This window comes from Paracoccus suum (assembly GCF_003324675.1).
Taxonomy (GTDB): domain Bacteria; phylum Pseudomonadota; class Alphaproteobacteria; order Rhodobacterales; family Rhodobacteraceae; genus Paracoccus; species Paracoccus suum.
In genome coordinates this window covers 194,759-215,075 of record NZ_CP030918.1, presented here as the reverse complement: position 1 = coordinate 215,075, position 20,317 = coordinate 194,759, and the positions used below count along the sequence as shown (strand labels likewise).

19 protein-coding genes and 1 tRNA gene are annotated in these 20,317 nt (G+C 66.8%); 10 read left to right on the top strand and 10 right to left on the bottom strand.

The genetic code is table 11. The features are described 5' to 3' along the window. Positions 1-3: 3 nt before the first annotated feature. From DRW48_RS00980 to DRW48_RS00960, 5 genes are all read right to left on the bottom strand, one after another. Complete coding sequence (locus tag DRW48_RS00980; RefSeq protein ID WP_114074781.1) at positions 4-1,611, bottom strand: ABC transporter ATP-binding protein; 1,608 nt, start codon at positions 1,609-1,611, stop codon at positions 4-6. Continuing rightward, a complete protein-coding gene (locus tag DRW48_RS00975) occupies positions 1,611-2,600 on the bottom strand; it encodes a BMP family lipoprotein (protein ID WP_114074780.1) in 990 nt (329 codons plus the stop codon). The genes DRW48_RS00980 and DRW48_RS00975 overlap by 1 nt, the downstream gene beginning before the upstream one ends. A gap of 79 nt (positions 2,601-2,679) precedes the next feature. Continuing rightward, on the bottom strand, positions 2,680-3,150 hold the full coding sequence (locus tag DRW48_RS00970; protein ID WP_241963322.1) for a GNAT family N-acetyltransferase: 471 nt from the start codon (positions 3,148-3,150) through the stop codon (positions 2,680-2,682). Between the two features lie 18 nt (positions 3,151-3,168). Next, positions 3,169-3,861 carry a tRNA (adenosine(37)-N6)-threonylcarbamoyltransferase complex dimerization subunit type 1 TsaB gene (gene tsaB / locus DRW48_RS00965; protein ID WP_114074779.1) on the bottom strand — a complete coding sequence of 231 codons (693 nt, stop codon included), beginning with the start codon at positions 3,859-3,861 and terminating at the stop codon, positions 3,169-3,171. Further along, entirely contained in the window at positions 3,854-4,414 is a 561-nt protein-coding gene (locus tag DRW48_RS00960) for a NifU family protein (protein ID WP_114074778.1), read from the bottom strand. Before DRW48_RS00960 ends, tsaB begins: the two co-directional genes overlap by 8 nt. A 265-nt stretch (positions 4,415-4,679) precedes the next feature. Between DRW48_RS00960 and DRW48_RS00955 the strand changes: the two genes are divergently transcribed. After that, complete coding sequence (locus DRW48_RS00955) at positions 4,680-5,486, top strand: sugar transferase (RefSeq protein ID WP_114074777.1); 807 nt, start codon at positions 4,680-4,682, stop codon at positions 5,484-5,486. Here DRW48_RS00955 and truA read toward each other — a convergent pair. The 4 genes from truA to DRW48_RS00935 all read right to left on the bottom strand — a co-directional run bounded on the left by truA (position 5,483) and on the right by DRW48_RS00935 (position 8,654). Beyond that, entirely contained in the window at positions 5,483-6,262 is a 780-nt protein-coding gene (gene truA, locus DRW48_RS00950) for a tRNA pseudouridine(38-40) synthase TruA (RefSeq protein ID WP_114074776.1), read from the bottom strand. The genes DRW48_RS00955 and truA overlap by 4 nt on opposite strands. 25 nt (positions 6,263-6,287) lie before the next feature. Then, positions 6,288-7,283, bottom strand: coding sequence for a 5-bromo-4-chloroindolyl phosphate hydrolysis family protein (locus DRW48_RS00945; protein ID WP_114074775.1), 996 nt, complete (start codon positions 7,281-7,283; stop codon positions 6,288-6,290). 156 nt (positions 7,284-7,439) lie between these two features. Next, positions 7,440-7,513 (bottom strand) — tRNA-Gly (locus DRW48_RS00940). Positions 7,514-7,646: 133 nt separating this feature from the next. Then, positions 7,647-8,654 (bottom strand): YeiH family protein, encoded by a 1,008-nt coding sequence (locus DRW48_RS00935; RefSeq protein ID WP_114077261.1) that lies wholly within the window; start codon positions 8,652-8,654, stop codon positions 7,647-7,649. Between the two features lie 94 nt (positions 8,655-8,748). Between DRW48_RS00935 and DRW48_RS00930 the strand changes: the two genes are divergently transcribed. Beyond that, positions 8,749-9,651 (top strand): LysR substrate-binding domain-containing protein, encoded by a 903-nt coding sequence (locus DRW48_RS00930; RefSeq protein WP_114074774.1) that lies wholly within the window; start codon positions 8,749-8,751, stop codon positions 9,649-9,651. On the opposite strand, the gene DRW48_RS00925 is transcribed toward DRW48_RS00930, so the two are convergent. Next, the gene (locus DRW48_RS00925; RefSeq protein ID WP_114074773.1) at positions 9,605-10,528 is read right to left on the bottom strand and encodes a LysR family transcriptional regulator; all 924 of its coding nucleotides are present in this window, start codon (positions 10,526-10,528) and stop codon (positions 9,605-9,607) included. The two genes, DRW48_RS00930 and DRW48_RS00925, sit on opposite strands and share 47 nt — an antisense overlap. A gap of 95 nt (positions 10,529-10,623) precedes the next feature. Between DRW48_RS00925 and cuyB the strand changes: the two genes are divergently transcribed. The 8 genes from cuyB (at position 10,624) to DRW48_RS00885 (ending at position 20,069) form a co-directional block, all read left to right on the top strand. Next, entirely contained in the window at positions 10,624-11,403 is a 780-nt protein-coding gene (gene cuyB, locus DRW48_RS00920; RefSeq protein WP_114074772.1) for a cysteate racemase, read from the top strand. Positions 11,404-11,406: 3 nt separating this feature from the next. Then, on the top strand, positions 11,407-12,441 hold the full coding sequence (gene cuyA, locus DRW48_RS00915; protein ID WP_114074771.1) for a D-cysteate sulfo-lyase: 1,035 nt from the start codon (positions 11,407-11,409) through the stop codon (positions 12,439-12,441). Between the two features lie 28 nt (positions 12,442-12,469). Further along, complete coding sequence (cuyA, locus tag DRW48_RS00910) at positions 12,470-13,558, top strand: D-cysteate sulfo-lyase (protein WP_114074770.1); 1,089 nt, start codon at positions 12,470-12,472, stop codon at positions 13,556-13,558. Then, positions 13,555-15,426, top strand: a complete 1,872-nt coding sequence (locus DRW48_RS00905) for a dipeptide ABC transporter ATP-binding protein (protein ID WP_114074769.1) — start codon at positions 13,555-13,557, stop codon at positions 15,424-15,426. The genes cuyA (DRW48_RS00910) and DRW48_RS00905 overlap by 4 nt, the downstream gene beginning before the upstream one ends. A 26-nt stretch (positions 15,427-15,452) precedes the next feature. After that, the gene (locus DRW48_RS00900) at positions 15,453-16,982 is read left to right on the top strand and encodes a glutathione ABC transporter substrate-binding protein (RefSeq protein WP_114074768.1); all 1,530 of its coding nucleotides are present in this window, start codon (positions 15,453-15,455) and stop codon (positions 16,980-16,982) included. 79 nt (positions 16,983-17,061) lie between these two features. After that, on the top strand, positions 17,062-17,982 hold the full coding sequence (gene gsiC / locus DRW48_RS00895) for a glutathione ABC transporter permease GsiC (RefSeq protein WP_114074767.1): 921 nt from the start codon (positions 17,062-17,064) through the stop codon (positions 17,980-17,982). Further along, positions 17,979-18,869: an ABC transporter permease subunit gene (locus tag DRW48_RS00890; protein WP_114074766.1), complete on the top strand. Its 891-nt coding sequence runs from the start codon at positions 17,979-17,981 to the stop codon at positions 18,867-18,869. The genes gsiC and DRW48_RS00890 overlap by 4 nt, the downstream gene beginning before the upstream one ends. Before the next feature lie 18 nt (positions 18,870-18,887). After that, complete coding sequence (locus DRW48_RS00885) at positions 18,888-20,069, top strand: MalY/PatB family protein (protein WP_114074765.1); 1,182 nt, start codon at positions 18,888-18,890, stop codon at positions 20,067-20,069. The last annotated feature ends 248 nt before the right edge of the window (positions 20,070-20,317 follow it).

Sequence of the window (20,317 nt, the reverse complement as noted above, 5' to 3'; positions counted from 1 at the left end):
GGGTCATGCCGCGCCCCGCTCGGCGCCCGCCATCATCAGGCCCAGCTCCGTGGCATCGGTGGTGCCGGCATCGCGCTCGCCCATGATGCGGCCGTCGAACATCACCACGATGCGGTCGGACAGGGACATGATCTCGTCCAGTTCGACGCTGACCAGCAGGATGGCGGCGCCGGTGTCGCGCAGAGCGACGATCTGGCGGTGGATGAACTCGATGGCGCCGATATCCACGCCGCGTGTTGGCTGGCCGACCAGCAGCAGGCGCGGTCCGCGCTCGATCTCGCGGGCGCAGATCAACTTTTGCTGGTTGCCGCCGGAGAAATTCTTGGCGGGCAGGTTGCAGTCGCGGGGGCGGACGTCAAAGCGCTCCATCTTGCCCGCGGTGTCGCGGCGGATGGTATCGTTGTCCATCAGCAGGCCGCCCCAGCGGGCGTCGCGATGCTCGCCGAAGATGGCGTTCTCCCAGGCGGCGAAATCCATGATCAGGCCCTCGGCCTGGCGGTCCTCGGGGACATGGCCGATGCCGGCGGCGCGCCGAGCGGCGGCATCGGCGCCGCGGCCGATCAGCGGCAGGGGCCGGCCACCCACATGGATCTGGCCGCTGGCCTTGCTGGCGACCTCGGGGAAGCCGCCCAGCAATTCAAGTAGTTCGGTCTGGCCGTTGCCGCTGACGCCGGCGATGCCGACGATCTCGCCGGCGCGCACTGTCAGGTCGATCCCGCGCAGCCGTTCGACGCCGTCGGGGTCGATCAGGCGCAGGTCCCGCACCTCCAGAACCGGCGGGCCCGGCTGGGCGGGGGCCTTGTCGACGCGCAGCAGCACCTTGCGGCCCACCATCAGCTCGGCCAGCTCGGCCGGAGAGGTTCGGGCGGTCTCCAGCGTCGCCACCATCTCGCCTCGGCGCATGACGGAGACGTTGTCTGTGATCTCCATGATCTCGCGCAGCTTGTGGGTGATCAGGATGATCGTTTTGCCCTCGTCCCTGAGGCCGCGCAGGATGCGGAACAGGTGGTCGGCCTCGGGCGGGGTCAGAACGCCGGTCGGCTCGTCAAGGATCAGGATGTCGGCCTGGCGGTACAGCGCCTTGAGGATCTCGACCCGTTGCTGGTGGCCGACGGACAACTCGTCCACGACCTCGCCGGGATCGACGTTCAACTCGTAATCGCGCGCCAGACGCGTCAATTCGCCCCGCGCCCGGGCCAGCGAGCGGGCGAGCCAAGGGCCGTCCTCAGCCCCGAGGATGACGTTTTCGAGGACGGTGAAATTGCGCACCAGTTTGAAATGCTGGAACACCATGCCGATGCCCGCCCGGATCGCGGTCTGGCTGTCGGCGATGGTCAGGGGCTGGCCGCCGACCCGGATCTCGCCGGCGTCGGGACGGTAAAAGCCGTAGAGGATCGACATCAGGGTGGATTTGCCGGCGCCGTTCTCGCCGACAATGCCGTGGATCGTGCCACGCTGGACGGTCAGGTTGATGTCGCGGTTGGCCTGCACGGGGCCAAAGGCCTTGGAAATGCCTATCAGCTCGATCGCTGGCGGCACGTCCACGCGAACGAGGTCGGGGGCGGACGTTGCCGCCGCCCCCGCATTGCCGGGCAGGTCCTGCGGGGCCATCAGCTGGCCGGGCAGGTGTTGTCGCTCATGTAATCGTGGACCTTGACCTCGCCGGACTTGATCTTGGCGGTGGCTTCCTCGACGGCCTTGGTCATCTCGGGTGTGATCAGGGCCTTGTTGTTGTCGTCGATGGCAACGCCGACCCCGTCGGAGGCGAGGTCCATGACCCGCGTGCCCGGCTTGACGTCGGCACCCGCCTTGAACGCCTCGTAGACGGAGTTGTCGACGCGCTTGATCATCGAGGTCAGCACCTTGCCCGGGTGCAGGTGGTTCTGGTTGCTGTCGACGCCGACCGACAGGATGCCCTCGTCCGCAGCGGCCTGCAGCACGCCGATCCCGGTGCCACCGGCGGCGGCATAGATCACGTCGGCCCCTTGCGATTTCTGCGCTTTGGCCAGCTCGCCGCCCTTGACCGGATCGTTCCAGGCGGCGGGCGTCGTGCCGGTGTAGTTGACCAGGACCTTGCCGTCCGGCTTGACCGACTTGAAGCCTTCGGCATAACCGCATTCGAACTTGTGGATCAGGGGGATGTCCATCCCGCCGACAAAGCCGACGGTGCCGGTCTTGGAGGCCATCGCGGCCAGAACGCCGGCCAGGTAGCTGCCTTGCTCTTCGGTGAAGACGACGGACTGGACGTTCGGCTGGTCGACCACGGTATCGACGATGACGAACTTGGTGTCCTTGTAGTCGGGCGCGACCTTGTTCAGCACGTCGCCAAAGGCAAAGCCGGTCATGACGATGGGGTTGGCGCCGGTCTCGGCAAGGCGGCGCAGGGCCTGCTCGCGCTGCGCCTCGGACTGCATCTCCAGTTCCTTGTAGGTGCCGCCGGTTTCGGCCTTCCATTTCTCGGCGCCGTGGAAGGCGGCCTCGTTGAAGGATTTGTCGAACTTGCCGCCAAGATCATAGATCAGCGCCGGATCGGCAGCTGCGGCGACGGCACTCAGCGCGAGGCCGGCGACGCCCGCCAGCAAGGTTTTCGTGATCGTCATGGGCCAAACCCTTCCCGAGGTGACCGCGGGTCTGAGGCCCGCCTGAATAGAGGGATTTGGTCGAAGCGATCGCAGGCGGTCAATCGGAATCTTGGCCGGCACCGAGCGCCAGACGCAGGATCAGCGCGTCCAATCCCTTGCCGTAATAGCCAGGACGGCGGCCAGCCTGAGTCCAGCCCGCGGCCGCATAAAGCGCCCGCGCCGCGGCATTATCCTCGGCCACCTCGAGAAAGGCGCTGAGCGCCCCTTGCCCCTTCGCCGCGTCGGCAAATCCGCGCACGAGCCGAGCACCAAGGCCGTTGCGCCGGGCCCCCGGCGCGACGGCGAGGGTCAGCAATTCCGCCTCACCGGCAATCACCCGGCCGAGCAAGAAGCCGTCGCTCCCTCCCAGCGCGATGGCACCGGGACCTGCGAGGGCAGAGGCGATGGAGGCCGCGCTCCATGGCGCCGGGGCACCGGTAAAGCAGCGCGCGTGCAGCAGCGCGAGTTGCTGGGGATCAAGGTCATCCCCGGTGAGCACCATTTGGGAAAGGCTGCGGTCCTCCGTCATCGGCCCCTGCCGCTCACATCAGCGCGCGGCATCTGTGGGCTGAGAAGGCGCGGCCAAACCCGGCAGGATCACCGGACCAGGGTCCCGCGACGGCGCGGCATCGGCCGGGCGCACGTAGATCGGCGCTGGGCGGGGTCCCGGCTCAACCCGTCGCGCAAGGGCCTCGCGGGCGATGCCTACGGCCAGCGTTTCGGGGTTGGGCGGGGTGCAACTGCCCGGCTCGATCCGCATCGGTTCCGGGGCGCCGCTGGCGGGGAAGTCCTGCACGGCACGTTCGCCCGTCCTCAGGGGCAGCATAACTCGGACAAGGCCATTTGTATCGAGGGAAACCGGCGTGGACAGGTCGGCACCGGCAGACGGCCCGTTTGCGGGCCCGGGGTCGTCCTTCACGTTGCCTCCCGCCGCCAGTGCTTCGAGACCGCTCACCCCGATCGCCGGGATTCCCAGCCCCAGGGCCAGCCCGCGCGCCGCCGACACAGCAATGCGCGTGCCGGTAAAACTGCCCGGGCCAATGCCGACCCCGATCACGTCAAGCTGCGCCCAGCCAAGCTGGGCTTCGGCCAGCAGCGCCTCGAGCAGCGGCATCAGCGCCTCGGCCTGACCCTTGGCCATGGGCTCTGCCCGGACTGACAGCACACGCTCGCCGGACAGCAAAGCGGCCGCGCAATGCGCGGCCGATGTATCAAAGCCAAGGCAGATCGGGTCAGGCAACCGGCCGCACCTCGAGCACCTCGGGGATGTAGTGCCGCAGCAGGTTCTCGATCCCCATTTTCAACGTCAGCGTCGAGGACGGGCAGCCCGAGCAGGCGCCCTTCATGTGCAGGTAGACGATGCCGCGGTCAAACCCGTGAAAGGTGATGTCACCGCCATCCTGCGCCACGGCGGGGCGGACGCGGGTATCGAGCAGTTCCTTGATCTGGACGACGATCTGGTCGTCCTCCGGATCATGCGAGACATTGGCGACCGCCTCGTCGCCCAGGGTGACGACCGCGGGCTCGCCGGACTGGTAATGCTCCATGATGGCGCCCAGAACGCCCGGCTTGATGTGGTCCCAAGGGGCCGCATCTTCCTTGGTCACGGTGACGAAGTCCGAGCCGAGGAACACGCCGCTAACCCCGGGGACCCGGTAGATGCGCATCGCGAGGGGCGAGTTTTCCGCCACCTGGGGCGTGGGGTAATCCGCCGTGCCATCGACCAGCACCGGCTGACCGGGCAGAAACTTCAACGTCGCCGGGTTGGGGGTGGTTTCGGTTTGAATGAACATCGCGGGCCGCCTTTCATGTTGACGATGATATGTGTCCACCGGCGCTGCAGGTCAAGGCGAGGGCGGGGCGGGCGAGGTTTTGGAGCATTCGCCTGCGATACCGCGCCTGACGTCATTCCCTGCATCGGTGTAAAGGGCGTGCCGATGGCCAAGCCGATGTGACCGAATGGGCCCACCCGCGGACACAGCTGCGCGAGCGCTGGTTTTCTTTGTTCCGCCAAAGTGGTATTCAAATAGCTGAAATCGCGCAGCGTCGGGGGACCGGTTGACCATCCAGCATGATTGGCACGGTTCCGATCGGGGCAAGGCTGCGACCGTCAAGGCCGTGGACTGGTCATGGCCCGGCGCCGCGCCGCGTGCAGCCGACAGCCTCGCCCTTCGGCCCCATGCCATCGCCTCGCGCGTGGACTGGGCCAAGCGCTTGTTTGACATCGTTTTTGCCCTGCTGCTCCTGATCCCGCTTTCGGTGCTTATGCTTGCGGTAGCGGTTTTGCTCGCCATCCGGCAAGGGCGCCCGATCCTTTATGCCGCGCCGCGCATGAAAAGCCCGACCGAGGAATTCACGCAGTGGAAGTTCCGCACAATGGCGTGTGATTCTGCGGACAGCGGCGCATCGGGTGCGCACAAGAACTGGCGCATCACCCGCATCGGCCGCGTTCTGCGCCGCACCCGCATCGACGAACTGCCGCAACTGTTCAACATCCTGCGCGGCGACATGAGCTTTGTCGGACCGCGCCCGCCTCTGCGCGAATATGTAGACCGCTTCCCGCTGTGCTATGCTCGCACGCTGCAATCGCGCCCGGGCGTCACCGGCCTCGCCACGCTGATTTATCACCGGTACGAAGACCGCATCATGGCTGCCTGCGAGACCGCCGAGGCGACCGAGGCGGCCTATTACCGCCGCTGTCTGCCTATGAAGTTCAGGATCGACACCCTCTATCAGCAGCGTCACAGCCTGCGGCTCGACCTGTGGATCATCTGGCAGACGGTCATGACCGTGCTGACCAACGCTGATGTCGGCACCCGCAAGCGCCGCGGGCTGGCCCGCGCCAGGGCGCGGCGGAGGGCCTAGCCCGCAAACGGATCGACCGGGTAGGCGACGCCGGTCAGTGCCAGTCCCCCGGGCGGACAGACCGGCCCGCAGGCCGCGCGGTCGCGCGCCGCCAGCGCCTCGGCGATCCGGTCCGGTGGCCATGCCCCGACGCCCACCCGCTCAAGCGAGCCGACGATGCTGCGCACCTGGTTGTGCAAGAAGCTGCGAGCCGCGAGGCGCAGTTGCACCTCGACCCCGTAGGGGCGCGGCACGGCGGTGATCGCGATCTCGTCCAGGGTCTTTTCTGGCGAGGCCGCTTGGCACATGGCCGATCGGAAGGTGGTGAAATCGTGCCGCCCGATAAGATGTGCCGCACCAGCCCGCATCGCCGCCAGATCGAGTGGCTGGCGGATGTGCCAGACCTGGCCCGCATCCAGTACCGGCGGCGCGCGCCGCGACAGGATGCGGAACAGGTAGCGCCGGCCGATGGCGGAAAAACGGGCGTTGAAATCGTCGGTCACCAAGCTGGCGGCGATGATCGCCACCGGATCGGGACGAAGATGGGCGTTCAGGGCGGCGGCGAGGCGGAACGGATCCCATTCCCGCGCCAGATCGGCATGGGCGACCTGCCCGCTGGCATGAACGCCGGCATCGGTGCGCCCGGCCGCCGCGATCCGTGCGCCGGCCGCGAAACCCGGATCAATCCGGGCCAGCGCGGCTTCGATCCGGCCTTGCACGGATGGCTGGCCTTGCTGCGCTTGCCAGCCGGCGAACGGGCGACCGTCGTATTCGATCAAGAGGGCGTAGCGCGGCATTAGTGGCGCACTGGGACGGCCAGCCTCACTGCCTGACCTTGTCGGCGGGGGTGCGCAGCAATTCGTCCAGGGTGACGGCGCGCTGATCCTCGACCTGAGCCGTCGTAGGCGCCACTGCAGCAGCATCGATTCCGCCCGAGGGGGCGGCCAGCCCCTCACGCGCCAGACGCTCGCGCAGTACGCTGATCTCGATAGACATGTCGGTTCGGCCGCCCTCGATCATCCGGGCTGAGCGTGCGGCGAATTCGGTCGTCAGATCGCCCATCAAAGCCTGCCAGGCGCCGCGGGACGCGGAATCGCGGGTGCGGGCAAAGATGTCGGCGAACTTGATCGTCGCATCGCGCGCGCCCAGCAGCCAGACGCCCAGATAGCGCCGGGCCGAGGCCAACTCGGTCGGGTTGTCCTCAAGCCGGCCGAAAAGGCCGCGGGCGGTCGCGGCGAAACGCGCGACTTCGTCCTCGATGGCGGGATCGCCGGTGCGCTGCACGGCGGTCTGCATTGCGGCAAGGTGGGCCTCGGCCTCGGCGATGATCCGGGCGATGCGGTCCTGCTGGAACGCGTCGGTATCGGACATGCCCTTGTCGCGCATCGGATCGCCGCCGAAGGACAGCCAGTGCAGCGCGCCGCCGACCAAGCCGATGATGCCGGCCCCGGCCAGCGCACCCGGCTCGGCCGCGCCGATAGCAAGGCCGAGGCCGGTCAACACACCGCCGAAGAGCTTGCGCGGATAGGCCGGGCGACGGGCGACGCGGCGGGCATCATAGGCCGCCTCGGCCTGCAATCCTTCCCGGGTCAGCATCATGCCGGCGGCGATGATGCCAAAGCCGGCGAAATTGGCGGCCATGCCGGCGGGGTCCTGAAAGAACGCAGTCATCAGCAGCGGCGAGGCTGCGGCCGTGATCCATGCGGTCCGCGATTCCAACCGGTGGCGCAGATGACCTGGGGCCGCGCGCAGCGGTACCGATGCCTCCTCGGGCTCTTTCGCCCCGGGCGAGAATTGCCCCCCGAACCGCACCGCCATGGCTCAGCCCGCCCCGAACAGCGCGGCGTAAAGCGTCAGCCCGACAAGCAGGACAAAGGACAGGCGGCTTTTTGTGGTGGGGGACATCTCGCCTCCAGGCGGCAGAGTTGCCGGGCATAAAGGGCGGCCCGCGGCCATCACGGCGCCAAGGGGGAATGGAGCGGGCGGCGGGAATCGAACCCGCGTCTCTTGCTTGGAAGGCAAGGGTCTTACCATTACACAACGCCCGCGTCGCCCGGGATATATGTCGCGTGCGGCAGGGGTGCAAGCGTCGCGCGATGGCGGACCGGATGCCGGCAGATTAACGCAAATGCGCCCGGTCTCGGCCGGGCGCGGGGAGCGCAGGGAACGGTCGCCCGACCTCTACATGACGGTCTTTACGAGCAGCAGCGAGACCGTCGTGACGAAGCCCAGACCGAACAGTCCCAGCATCAGCGGCTTCAGGCCGCGGTTGCGCAGCTGGCGCAGGTCCATGCCGAGGCCCATCGCCGCAAGGCCGGTGACCATGCAGAAGGCCGAGGCGAGCGACAGGTGAGGGCGCGTCCAATCGGGCACGATGCCGGTGCTGTTGATCCCGACAAGGACCAGGAACCAGATCACGAACCACGGAAACGGTGCCTGCGCAGCGGTGCGGCGGCCGGTGCGGGCAAAGGCGGTCATGGTGATTATCAACGGCGCCAGCAGCATGACGCGGATCAGCTTGGTCAGTGTCCCGACCTGCCCGGATTCCACCCCGCGCTGGAAGGCGGCTGCGGTGACCTGGGCGACCTCGTGGATGCTGGCGCCGGTCCAGACGCCGAATTGCGGCGTCGAAAGCCCCAGCACCGGGGCCAGCAGCGGCAGGGCCAGCATGGCGATGGTGCCGAACAGGGTCACGCAGGCGACGGCGTAGCCCACGTCCTCTTCCTCGCCGCGCGCGACGGCGTTCGCGGCGACAATGGCCGAGGCGCCACAGACCGAGGTGCCTGCAGCGATCAGCTGTGACAGCGGCAACGGCACGCCGATCAGGCGGCCGACGCCGACGACCGCCGTATAGGTCGCGGCGAGGGTCAGGCCGGCGACGAGCAGCGGCGCGAGGCCAAGACTGATGATCGCGGTGAGCGTCACCTGGGCCCCAAGCAGGATGATCCCCAACCGCAGGACCGGGCGGGTCGCAAAGCGCAGGCCGGGCGTGAACTGCTCGCCCGGTGCGACCAGCAGCCGGATGGCGATGCCGACGAAAACCGCGACCAGCATCGGACTGAGCGCGCCGATGCCGGTCATGCTGCGCAAGGTCAGCGCAGCGGCGGCGATGGCGCCCGCAAGGGCCAGGCCGGGCACTTTTCCGCCCCAGAAGGTTGCAGGTAAAATATTCTCGTTTGCGGCGCTCATTTGGAAAATCCTTTCGACAGCCATCCGCTATCGCGGCAGCCACCGATCGGTCCAACGAATTGCATTTCACAAACCGTTCGTTATTAACGATTGAATGACCATCGAGCAGTTGCGCATTTTTCTGGAGGTCGCGCGCCTCAGCCACGTCACCCGCGCCGCCGAGGTTCTGGGCCTGACGCAATCTGCGGTCAGCGCAGCGATCATGGCGCTCGAGGCGCGCCACGGCGTTGCGCTGTTCCACCGCGTCGGCCGCCGGATCGAGATCACCCCCGCAGGTACCGTCCTGATCGACCATGCCCGCCAGATCCTGCGTCAGATGGCCGAGGCGGAGGCGGCGCTGAACGACAGCAGCGGGCGGATCGCCGGACCCTTGCGGGTGCAGGCCAGCCAGACCGTCGCCAGCTATTTCCTGCCGCCGGTGCTCGTCGCCTATCGCTCGCGCTATCCCGATGTCTTGCTGGGCTTTGCCGATGGCAACACGGCCTCGGTTGCGCAGGCGGTCGCGGATGGCGAGGCCGACCTCGGGGTAGTCGAAGGGCTGGTGCTGCGGCCCGAGATCGAAGTCACACCGTTGATTTCGGACCGGCTGGCGGTGCTGGTCGGGCCGCGCCACCCTTGGGCCGATGGTCGGCGGTTGCGGAAGCCGGACCTCCAGGCCGCGTCATGGGTGCTGCGCGAAGCCGGGTCGGGCACGCGCGCCGCCTTTGATGCGGCGCTGGCTGCCGAGGGGATCGACAGCGCGCAACTGGCGGTGACACTGGAGTTGCCGTCGAACGAGGCCTGCATCGCAGCCGTCGAGACGGGTCACGCAGCGACAGCGATTTCCGAGCGCGCGGCTGCAGCCTACCTGGCGCAGGGGCTGATCATCGCCGCCGGCCATGATTTTGCCCCGCGTTGGTTCACTTTATTGCGGCACAAGGACCGAGCGCCGGGGCCAACGGCGCGCGCGTTCATGGAGATGGTCCGCGCTTACGCGGACGGCGAGGGTTTGGACTGACTGCCGGCACTCCCGATGCTTTCTGGAACGGCACGGGCGCCCCTTCGGGCTGGCAGAGAAGGATGGTCAGCGGGGCCGCCAGATCGTCATTCGCCAGCCGGCACAGCCGGCCCGAGGCGATATCCTCGGCCACGACTCGTTCTGGCAGCCACGCCAGGCCGCCGCCCAGCAGCGTTTCGGTCCGCAGCGAATCGACCAGCGCCGTCTGATAGACCAGCCGCACCGGCCGTTGCTGTTCCAACTTGGCGACGAGGGCCTCGGACAGGCGGCCCAGGAACGAATGCTTGTGATAGCCCAGCAGCGGGACAGGCTGGCCCCCCGGCCCCGGCGGCGCGGCGATCCAGTCCAGCCCGGGCGCATGGACCGGGATGAAGCGATCCTCGCCGATCACGGTCGAACTGATGGCCTGCCCGTCCAGATCGCTCGCCTCGGCGGCATGTTGGTAGCAGATCAGGAACTGGCAGGCGCCGTTCATCAGCATCGCGACGCATTCGTCGAGGTCGGCCGCGACCACAGAAGGGATCGCCTTCTCCGCCGCTGCGCAGCCGCGCCACCACAAGGGGAAAAAGCCGGCGGCCAGCGAATGCGGCATGGCAAAGCGCGCCACCCCGTCCGCCTGCCCACGCGCCCGCGCTGCCCGCCGGCTGCGATAAAGGTCGGCGACCACCTGTTCGGCGACCGGCAGGAAGGCGGTCCCGGGATCTGTCAGCGAGACCGGATAGCTGCTGCGATCGAACAGCGTCTGACCGTACCATTCCTCGAGCGCGCGCACCCGCCTGCTGAGGGCAGGCTGAGTCACATGGCGCAGCCGCGCGGCAGCAGAGAAGTTACGGGCCCGGGCGACCGCGACGAAATCTTCCAGCCAGTTCAATTCCATGGCGCGCCCCTTTTTCGCGCGTTATGCGGAAACGGAATAGTTTTGTCAAAAAGCGGCATTGGACGGCGCGGCGCCATCGCCCATAGTTTGCGCCGATGGAAAAAGCTTCCCTCGGCAAACATCTGACGCTGGGCGTTATCGGCGGCATGGGGCCGACGGCCAGCCTCGATTTCCTGTCCAAGCTGATCGCGGCCACACCTGTCACCTGTGAGCAGGACCACATCCGCGTCATTCTGGACAGCAATCCCAAGGTACCCGAACGCAACCAGGCGATCAGTGCCCAAGCGCGGGGCGAGACTCCCGAACTGGGCGATCCCGGCCCGGAGCTGGCGGCCATGGCGCGGGGCCTGCAGGTGGCCGGGGCGGATTTTCTGATCATGGCATGCAACACCGCCCATGCCTTCGCGCCGGAGATCAAGGCGGCGATCACCATTCCATTTGTCAGCATGGTGGACGAGACGGTGGCCCACGCCGCGGCGACCGCTCGCGGTGCGGTCGGAATCCTGGCCACGCAAGGCTGCGTCGACGCCGCCCTTTACCAGACCGCACTCGATGGTGTGGGCATCAAGGCGATCGTACTGGAGCCGGAGGCCCAGGCACGCTTCATGGAACTGCTGCACGAGATCAAGCTGGGCGACCTGTCGGGCCGTGTGCGCGCCGGCATGGCCGAACTTGGCCGCAGCCTGATCCGTCGCGGGGCCGGTGCTATCATCGCCGGCTGCACCGAGGTCCCTTTGGTGCTGAGCCAGGACGATATCGAGGTTCCGCTGCTCGACAGCACCGACCATCTTGCGCGGCGCTGCGTGCGCTACGCTCGCGGCATTGAGCCGTTGCCCAAGCCGCTGGCCCCCATCCGCAACAATGCAAAGGTCTGAGCAATGCATCTGTCCCGCTTTCCGCGCGTGCGCATCGGCCATTCGAACACGCCCCTTGAACCGATGCCGCGGCTCAGCGCCGAGTTGGGCGGCCCGGATCTTTGGATCAAACGGGACGACTGCACGGGCCTGGCGACGGGGGGCAACAAGACCCGCAAGCTGGAGTTTCTGATCGCCGACGCGCTGGAGCAGGGCGCCGACACGGTGATCACCCAGGGCGCGACCCAGTCCAACCACGCCCGTCAGACGGCCGCGGCCGCCGCCAAGGTCGGCCTTGCCTGCGTCATCCTGCTGGAGGACCGGACGGGCTACACCGACGCCGCCTATACCGGCTCGGGCAACGTGCTGCTGGATCATATCCTCGGAGCGCCGACGCGCACCTATCCGGGCGGCACCGATATGGCCGCCGCGATGGAGGAAGTTGCCGAAGAACTGCGCGGCAAAGGGGCCAAGCCCTACGTCATCCCCGGAGGCGGCTCGAACCCGGTCGGCGCACTGGGCTATGTCAACTGCGCGATCGAGTTGGTGGCGCAGGCGCACGAGATGGGCCTGCGCATCGACCACCTGGTCCATGCCACCGGCAGCGCCGGCACCCAGGCGGGACTTGTCGCCGGCCTCGAAGGGATGCGCAGCGGGATTCCCGTCCTCGGGATCGGCGTCCGGGCGCCGAAGGAAAAGCAGGAAGAGAATGTCTACAAACTGGCGGCCGCCACCGCCGATCTGCTGGGCATCCCCGGCGCCATTGCGCGCGAATCCGTGCGCGCGAATTGCGATTATGTCGGGCAGGGCTACGGCATCCCGACCGACGGCATGGTCGAGGCAGTGGCGATGCTGGCCCGGACCGAGGGCGTGTTGCTGGACCCGGTCTATTCGGGCAAGGGCATGGCTGGCCTGATCGACCTGTGCCGCAAGGGACATTTCAAGAAGGGCGAGAACGTGGTGTTCCTGCACACTGGCGGCGCAGTGGGCCTCTTCGGCTATGTCGACGCCTTCACTCACGTGCAGCCCGACTTCGACAGCACCGTCGCCCATAGCTGATCCGCTTTCCGAACCCGCGAGTGATTCCATGACCAATGACCTGCAACTGCAAACGGCCCGCAAACCCGACGCGCGCACCTGGGACGGTCCCGCGTCCCGCATCCGCGAGGCGCTGGACCGCTGTCCCCGGCTGGCCCTGTCCCATGGGCCAACGCCGCTGGAACGGATGGAGCGTCTCGAGGCGGCGCTGGGTGGGCCGAAACTGTGGGTCAAGCGGGATGATTGCACCGGCCTCGCCACCGGCGGGAACAAGACGCGCAAGCTGGAATATCTGGTCGGCGAAGCGCTGGCAGTAGATGCGGACACGTTGATCACCACGGGCGCCGTCCAGTCGAACCACGCTCGCCAGACCGCTGCGGCGGCGGCCAAGGCAGGCTTGGACTGCGTTCTCGTCCTGCTGGACAAGGTGCCGATCCAGGACGCGGCCTACCAGTTCGGCGGCAACGTGCTGCTGGATCACCTGCTGGGCGCGACCATCCGGCGCTATCCCGCGGACGCCGACCCCGTGGCTGAGATGGAGCGAATCGCGGCGGAGTTGCGGGCGGCCGGCAAGCGGCCCTACATCATCCCCGGCGGCGGCTCTAACCCGGTCGGCAGCCGCGGCTACGTCGAATGCGCGCTGGAGTTGGCCGAACAATCGGCGGCGCAGGGGTTCGAGCCTGATGCGGTCATTGTCGGTGCGGGGAGTGCCGGCACACAGGCAGGCCTCGTCGCGGGTCTCGTCGGGCTGGGCCTAAAAACGCAGGTCATCGGCGTCAGCGTGGGACCGGAGCGCGCACCGCTGGAGGAACTGGTTGCGCAGATGACGGCACAGACCATGGCTGAACTGGACCTCGGCCCGCTCGACCGTGCGCGCATCGAGGCCGACGACGGCTACGTCGGGCCGGGCTACGGCCTGCCGACCGACGCGATGGTCGAGGCCGTCGGCATGGCCGCGCGGCTGGAGGCGCTGGTGCTGGACCCGGTCTACACCGGCAAGGCCATGTCCGGCCTGATCGGTGCGGCGCGCGCGGGCCGTTTCGATGGCATGCGGAACGCGATCTTCATTCATACCGGCGGCAGCGTCGTCATCGGCAATTATCGCGGCTCCTTCGCTGTGCCGGGCGATCCCGCATGACCGCGCCCTTCAGCGCAGTCATTTGCAGCTCGCCGGTCCTGTCGGTCCAGAACCTGACGGTCGAATTCCCGACTGACGAAGGCGCGCCGTTTCGCGCGGTGGACGATCTGTCACTGAGCATCGCCCCCGGCGAGGCGCTGGCGGTGGTCGGGGAATCCGGGTCGGGCAAGTCGGTGACCTCGCTTGCGGTAATGCGGCTGGTCGAGTTCGGCGGCGGCAAGATCACCGGCGGCACGGTCCAGCTGACCGGCCGCTCGGGCGAGGCGATGGACCTGACCCGCACCGACCTGCAAGCGATGGAGAAGATCCGCGGCAACGACGTCGCGATGATTTTTCAAGAGCCGATGACCGCGCTGAATCCCGTCTTTACCGTCGGCGAGCAGATCGCCGAGGTGGTGCGGCTGCATGAAAACCTCGGCCAGCGCGAGGCGCGGGCCGAGGCGCTGCGGATGCTGGAAAAGGTCCGCATCCCCGATGCCAAGGGCATCCTCGATCGGCACCCGCACCAACTGTCCGGCGGGATGCGCCAGCGGGTCATGATCGCCATGGCCCTGGCGTGCCGGCCGCGCCTGCTTATCGCGGACGAGCCGACGACCGCGCTCGACGTGACGATCCAGGCGCAGATCCTGCGGCTGATCCGGCTTTTGCAGGACGAGATGGGCATGGCCGTGATGTTCGTCACCCATGACATGGGCGTCGTGGCCGAGGTGGCAGACCGCGTGCTGGTAATGCGCCACGGCAAGAAGGTCGAGGAAGGGACGGTCGAGGCTGTCTTTCACGCCCCGCGGCACCCCTATACCAAGGCCCTGCTTGCGGCGGTCCCCCGGCTCGGCGCGCTGAATGGCCAACCGTTGCCGCGCCGGTTTCCGCTGCTGAATGCGGATGCCGATGTCGCCCCGGTCGAGGCTGCGGCGCAGGATACCGTGACGGGCGAGGCCCCGGTCCTGCAAGTGCGCGACCTCGTCACCCGCTTTGATATCCGCAAGGGACTGTTCGGCCGCGTCACTGGCCGTGTCCATGCGACAGAGCATGTCAGCTTTGACCTCAAGCGTGGCGAGACGCTGGCGCTGGTCGGGGAATCCGGCTGCGGAAAATCGACCACCGGGCGCACGATCATGATGTTGCAGCCGCCAGACAGCGGGCAGGTGCTGCTGCATGGCGCCGACATCTTCAGCACGCGCGGCGCAGACCGCCAGAAGATGCGCCAGCGCATCCAGTACATCTTTCAGGACCCGGCGGCCTCGCTCGATCCCAGGATCAGGGTCGGCTATTCGATTGCCGAGCCGCTGATTACCCACGGCCTTGCCAAGGGCGCGGACATGCAGCGCCGGGTGGCCGAGTTGCTGGTCGATGTGGGGCTGCAGCCCGAACACGCCGCGCGCTATCCGCACCAGTTCTCGGGCGGGCAGCGCCAGCGGATCTGCATCGCCCGGGCGCTCGCAGGCGATCCCGAAGTGCTGATCGCCGACGAGGCGGTCGCGGCGCTTGATGTCTCGATCCAGGCGCAGGTCGTCAACCTGCTGATGGACCTGCAGCAAAAGCGCGGCCTCAGCTACATCTTCATCAGCCATGACATGGCCGTCGTCGAGCGGGTCAGTCACCGCGTTGCAGTCATGTACCTTGGCCAGATCGTCGAGATCGGCCCGCGCGCCGCGATCTTCGAGAACCCGCAGCATCCCTACACCCGGCGCCTGCTTGCGGCCGTGCCGATTGCCGATCCAGAGCAGCGCAACCGCGAGCGCCCGCTGATCGAGGGCGAGATTCCCAGTCCGATCCGTGCGCTCGATAACCCGCCTGTCCTGGCCCCGCTGGTGCCTGTCGGGCCAGGCCATTTCGTCGCCAGGCATCCGATCGGCGACTTCAACTGACTGATTTTCAAGGGGAGGAAAGAAAAATGAACCTGAGATCCATCCTGCGGACCACCGCGCTTGCCGCATCGGTCCTGCTGCCCTCGGCCCTTTGGGCCAAGCCGGTTACGGTCGCGGTCTATGCCAACCTGACCGGCCTCGATCCGGCCAACGTCAACGACTTCCTGTCGCAAAGCTCGACCCGGCTGATGTACCAGGGCCTGTTCAGCTTTGACCAGAAGATGAAGATCACCCCTTTGCTGGCCGAGAGCTACGAGGCCAACGACGACGCCACCGAATTCACGATCAAGCTGAAGTCCGGCATCAAGTTCCACGACGGCACCGATTTCAACGCCGAAGCCGTCAAGGTGAACATCGACCGCCTGCGCGATCCGGCCAACAACCTGTCGCGCCGCAGCCTGGTGTCCATGGTCAGCGACGTGCAGGTTGTCGATGACACGACCGTCAAGCTGATCCTTGAAAAGCCGTTCGGTGCGATGATCGCCTCGCTGGCGCACCCGGGCGCGATGATGATCTCTCCCGCGGCGCTTGAAAAGCACGGCAAGGAGGTAAATCGCAACCCGGTCGGCACCGGCCCCTTCAAGTTCGTCAGCTGGTCGGCCGACACGCTGGAAGTGACCAAGAACGACGACTACTGGAAAGAGGGCTTGCCCAAGGTCGAGGGCGTGACCGTCAAGTCGGTGCCCGAATCCGGCGCGCGCTTTGCGATGCTGCAAACCGGCGAGGCGCAGTTTGTTCCGTCCTTCCCGCCCGAACTTCTGGAAGCCGCCGCCAAGAATCCGAAACTGGACGTCATCACTGAGGATTCAATCTTTGAATTCTACACGACGATGAACACGACCAAAAAGCCGTTCGACGACAAGCGCGTGCGCCAGGCGATGAACTACGCGATCGACAAGGAGGCCTTCTGCAAGGTCGCCTTCGGCCCGGGCTGCATGCCGGCGGATTCGATCATTCCGCCGCTGCTGTCCTTCCACGCGGCTCAGACGCCCTATCCCTATGACCCGGAAAAGGCCAAGGCACTGCTGAAGGAGGCCGGCTACGAGAACGGCTTCGAGACCGACCTGTGGAGCGGCTCGTCCACGGAAGTCCAGCGTGGTGCGCAGGTGCTGCAGCAGCAACTGGCTCAGGTCGGGGTCAAGGCGAACGTCATGCCGCTGGAATCCGGCGTTGCCACCGAAAAGATCTGGTCGGTTCAAAAGCCCGAGGATGCCACGGTGCAGATGTATTACACCGGCTGGTCCTCCTCGACCGGGGATGCCGACTGGGGCATCCGCCCGCTGCTCTACTCGGAAAGCTTCCCGCCCAACCTCTTCAACGTCGCCTACTACAAGAACGACCAGGCCGACGCCGCGATCAAGGGCGCCATCGGCACCGCCAAGGACGAGGACCGCGCCAAGTTCTATGCCGAGGCCCAGAAGATCGTCTGGGACGACGCGCCCTGGATCTTCCTGTCCGTGCCCAAGAACTATTCGGCCAAGCAGAAGGCGCTGTCGGGCGTCTATATCCAGCCCGACCGCATGTTCGTTGTCGAGGAGGCCGAGTTCACCGAGTGATCGACGGCGCCCGCCCCCCGCGACGGGGGGGCGGGCACGCTATCGGGGCGATCTCCACCGCTGAAATCAGGATGGGTGCATGCTGGGTTATCTGGCCAAACGACTCGTATCGACCGGGACGGTTCTCGTTCTGGTGATGATGTGCACATTTGCATTCGTGCACATGCTGCCGGGCGATCCCGCGCGCCTGGTCGCCGGACCGACCGCCGCGGTCGAGGATGTGCAGGCGGTGCGCCAGGCCCTGGGCCTCGACAAGCCGCTGCCCGAGCAATTCGTCAGCTACGTCAGCCGGCTCGCCCATGGGGATCTGGGAACCTCCCTGAAGACCCGCCGGCCCGTCGCGACCGAGATTGGCGAGCGCCTCATGCCCACGGTCTGGCTGACGGTGACGGCGATGAGCTGGTCGACCCTGATCGGCCTTCTGATTGGGGTGATGTCCGCGGTCAGGCGTGGCCGCTGGCAGGACCACCTGGGGATGCTGGTCGCGGTGTCCGGCATTTCCTTCCCGCCGTTCTGGCTGGGCCTTTTGCTGATTAACCTGCTGTCCGTCCGCCTCGGATGGCTGCCGACCGGTGGTTACGGCACCTGGCAGCATTTCATCATGCCCTCGATCACGCTGGGCGTGGGCGTCGCCGCCGTCATGGCGCGCTTTACCCGCAGCTCGTTCGTCGAGGTCGCGCGCGAGGATTATGTGCGCACCGCCCGCGCCAAGGGCGTACCAGAGCGTCAGGTCATCTGGCGCCATGCCCTGCGTAACGCGCTCATCCCCATCACCACGATGGTCGGCTTGCAGTTCGGCTTTCTTCTCGGCGGCTCGATCGTGGTCGAGAGCGTCTTTTCCTGGCCGGGCCTCGGCCGGCTGCTGGTCGATTCCGTTTCCTACCGCGACTACCCCGTGATCCAGGCGCTGATCTTGCTGTTTTCGATCCAGTTCATCCTGATCAACCTCATTGTCGACGTCCTCTATGTCGTGGCCAATCCGGAGATCCGATACTCATGAGCATTGCATCCCCGATCGACACTGCACCCACCGCGCGCGGGGTCAGCCGCCCGACCACCGAGTTCTGGCGCCGCTTCCGGCGGCAAAAGCTGGCGCTCGGCGCGCTGGGTTTCCTGGTGCTGCTCGTGCTCGCGGCGATCTGCGCGCCCTGGATTGCGCCCTATGATCCGACCGCGGCCGACTATAACGCCGTTCTGCAGGGACCGACCCAAGGCCACTGGGCCGGCACCGACGCCTATGGCCGGGACATCTTCAGCCGGATCATCTGGGGCGCGCGCATCTCGCTGACGGTCGGCCTGCTGTCGGTCAGCATCGGCGCCCTGGTCGGCGTCACAATCGGCATGATCGCTGGTTATTACGGCGGCATCATCGATGGCTTCATCATGCGGTTTTGCGATCTGTTGCTGGCCTTTCCCGGCATCCTGCTGGCTATCGCGGTCATCGCGATCCTCGGGCCGGGCGTGACCAACGTCATCTGGGCGGTCGCGGTGTTCTCGATCCCGGTCTTTGCGCGCCTCGCGCGCGGCACCACGCTGCAGCTGAAGCGCGCGGTCTATGTCGATGCGGCCCGCGCCATCGGCGTGTCCGACCGAGCGACCATTCTGCGCCATATCCTGCCGGGCACGCTGCCGAACATCATTGTCTATTTCTCGCTGCGGATCGGAACTTCGATCCTGACGGCGGCGGCGCTGTCCTTCATCGGCCTCGGCGCGCAGCCGCCCAGCCCCGAATGGGGCGCGATGCTGGCGGACGGGCGGACATACATGGGCGTCGCCGATCACCTGACGCTGTTCCCGGGCCTCGCGATCTTCCTGACCGTGCTTGCCTTCAACCTGCTGGGCGACGGGCTGCGCGACGCGCTGGACCCCAAGCTGAACCGCAACTGACGCCTGGAAGCGACGAACATGACCCCGAGTTTTGACGAAACCATCGAGCGCCGCGGCACTCTGTGCCGCAAGTGGGATGATCTGCAGCCGTTTTACGGCGTGACCGATCCCGCGGCGCTGGGTATGTGGGTTGCCGACATGGATTTTCGCGCGCCGCCCTGCGTGCGCGCCGCACTGGAAACCACTGTCGCGCATGGCATCTATGGCTATCCGGGCAACAACGCCCCTTATCTCGCCGCGATCCGCTGGTGGATGGCGAACCGCCACGGCTGGCAGATCACCGACGCGGACATCATGACGGTGAACGGCTTGGTCAATGGCACGGCCATGGCTATCGAGGCGCTGACCCAGCCGGGCGACGGCATCATTCTGATGACACCGGTCTATCACAACTTCGCCCGCGTGATCCGCGCCGCCGGTCGCGAGGTCGTGGGCCTGCCCATGGCGCTGCGCGATGGCCGGTACGAGCTCGACTGGCCGGCGTGGGAGGGGATGCTGACGGGGCGCGAGCGGATGTTCATCCTGTGCTCGCCGCACAACCCCGGCGGCCGCGTCTGGTCCAAGGCTGAACTGCGTCAAATTGCCGATTTCTGTCGCAGCCATGATCTAATCCTCGTCAGCGACGAGATTCACCACGACCTCGTGTTGCCCGGCGGACCCGCCCACCACGTCACGGCGACCGTCGCGCCCGACATCGCCGACCGGCTGGTCACGATGACAGCGGCGACCAAGACCTTCAACATCGCTGGCGCGCATCTGGGCAATGTGATCGTCACCGATCCGGCCCTGCGCGCGCGGTACCAGGCGCGGGTGCAAGCGCTGGGCATCTCGCCGGGCCTGTTCGGCCTGCCAATGGTAACGGCCGCCTACTCGCCCGAAGGCGCGGCCTGGGTCGATCAGCTAACGGCATACATCGACGGCAATGCGCGGCTGTTCAACGCGGCGATGAACGCGATCCCTGGGGTGCAGGCGATGGACCTGGAGGCGACCTATCTGGCTTGGGTAGACTTTGGTGCGTTGGGTATGACCAGCGACAAGCTGCATCAGAGGATCGAGGGGAGCGCCCTGATTGCCGCCAACCATGGCGAGACTTTCGGGCCCGGCGGCGAGAACCGGATGCGCTTCAACCTCGCCATGCCGCGTGCGCAGGTGGCCGAGGCGGCCGAGCGCTTGCAGCGGGCCTTTGCGGATATTCAGTGATGGCAAGGGCAGCTCAGGCGGCCTGCGCGACGCGAGCCTTTGCACCAAGGTTTAGTCTCGAGGCTGCTACCTTGACCGGCACGTCTCACCGCGGCGTGAGGAATTGATAGCTATCCTCGGCTTGGGCCTCCGGGACTATTGACGCCGCCGGCGATAAGTCTCGTCCATTGATGGATTTTTCTCGCTCGCCAGAAAAGTTCCCTAGGGTTCCCGTCTTGAAGCAATCGTGATCGACGCATAGTCTGGTT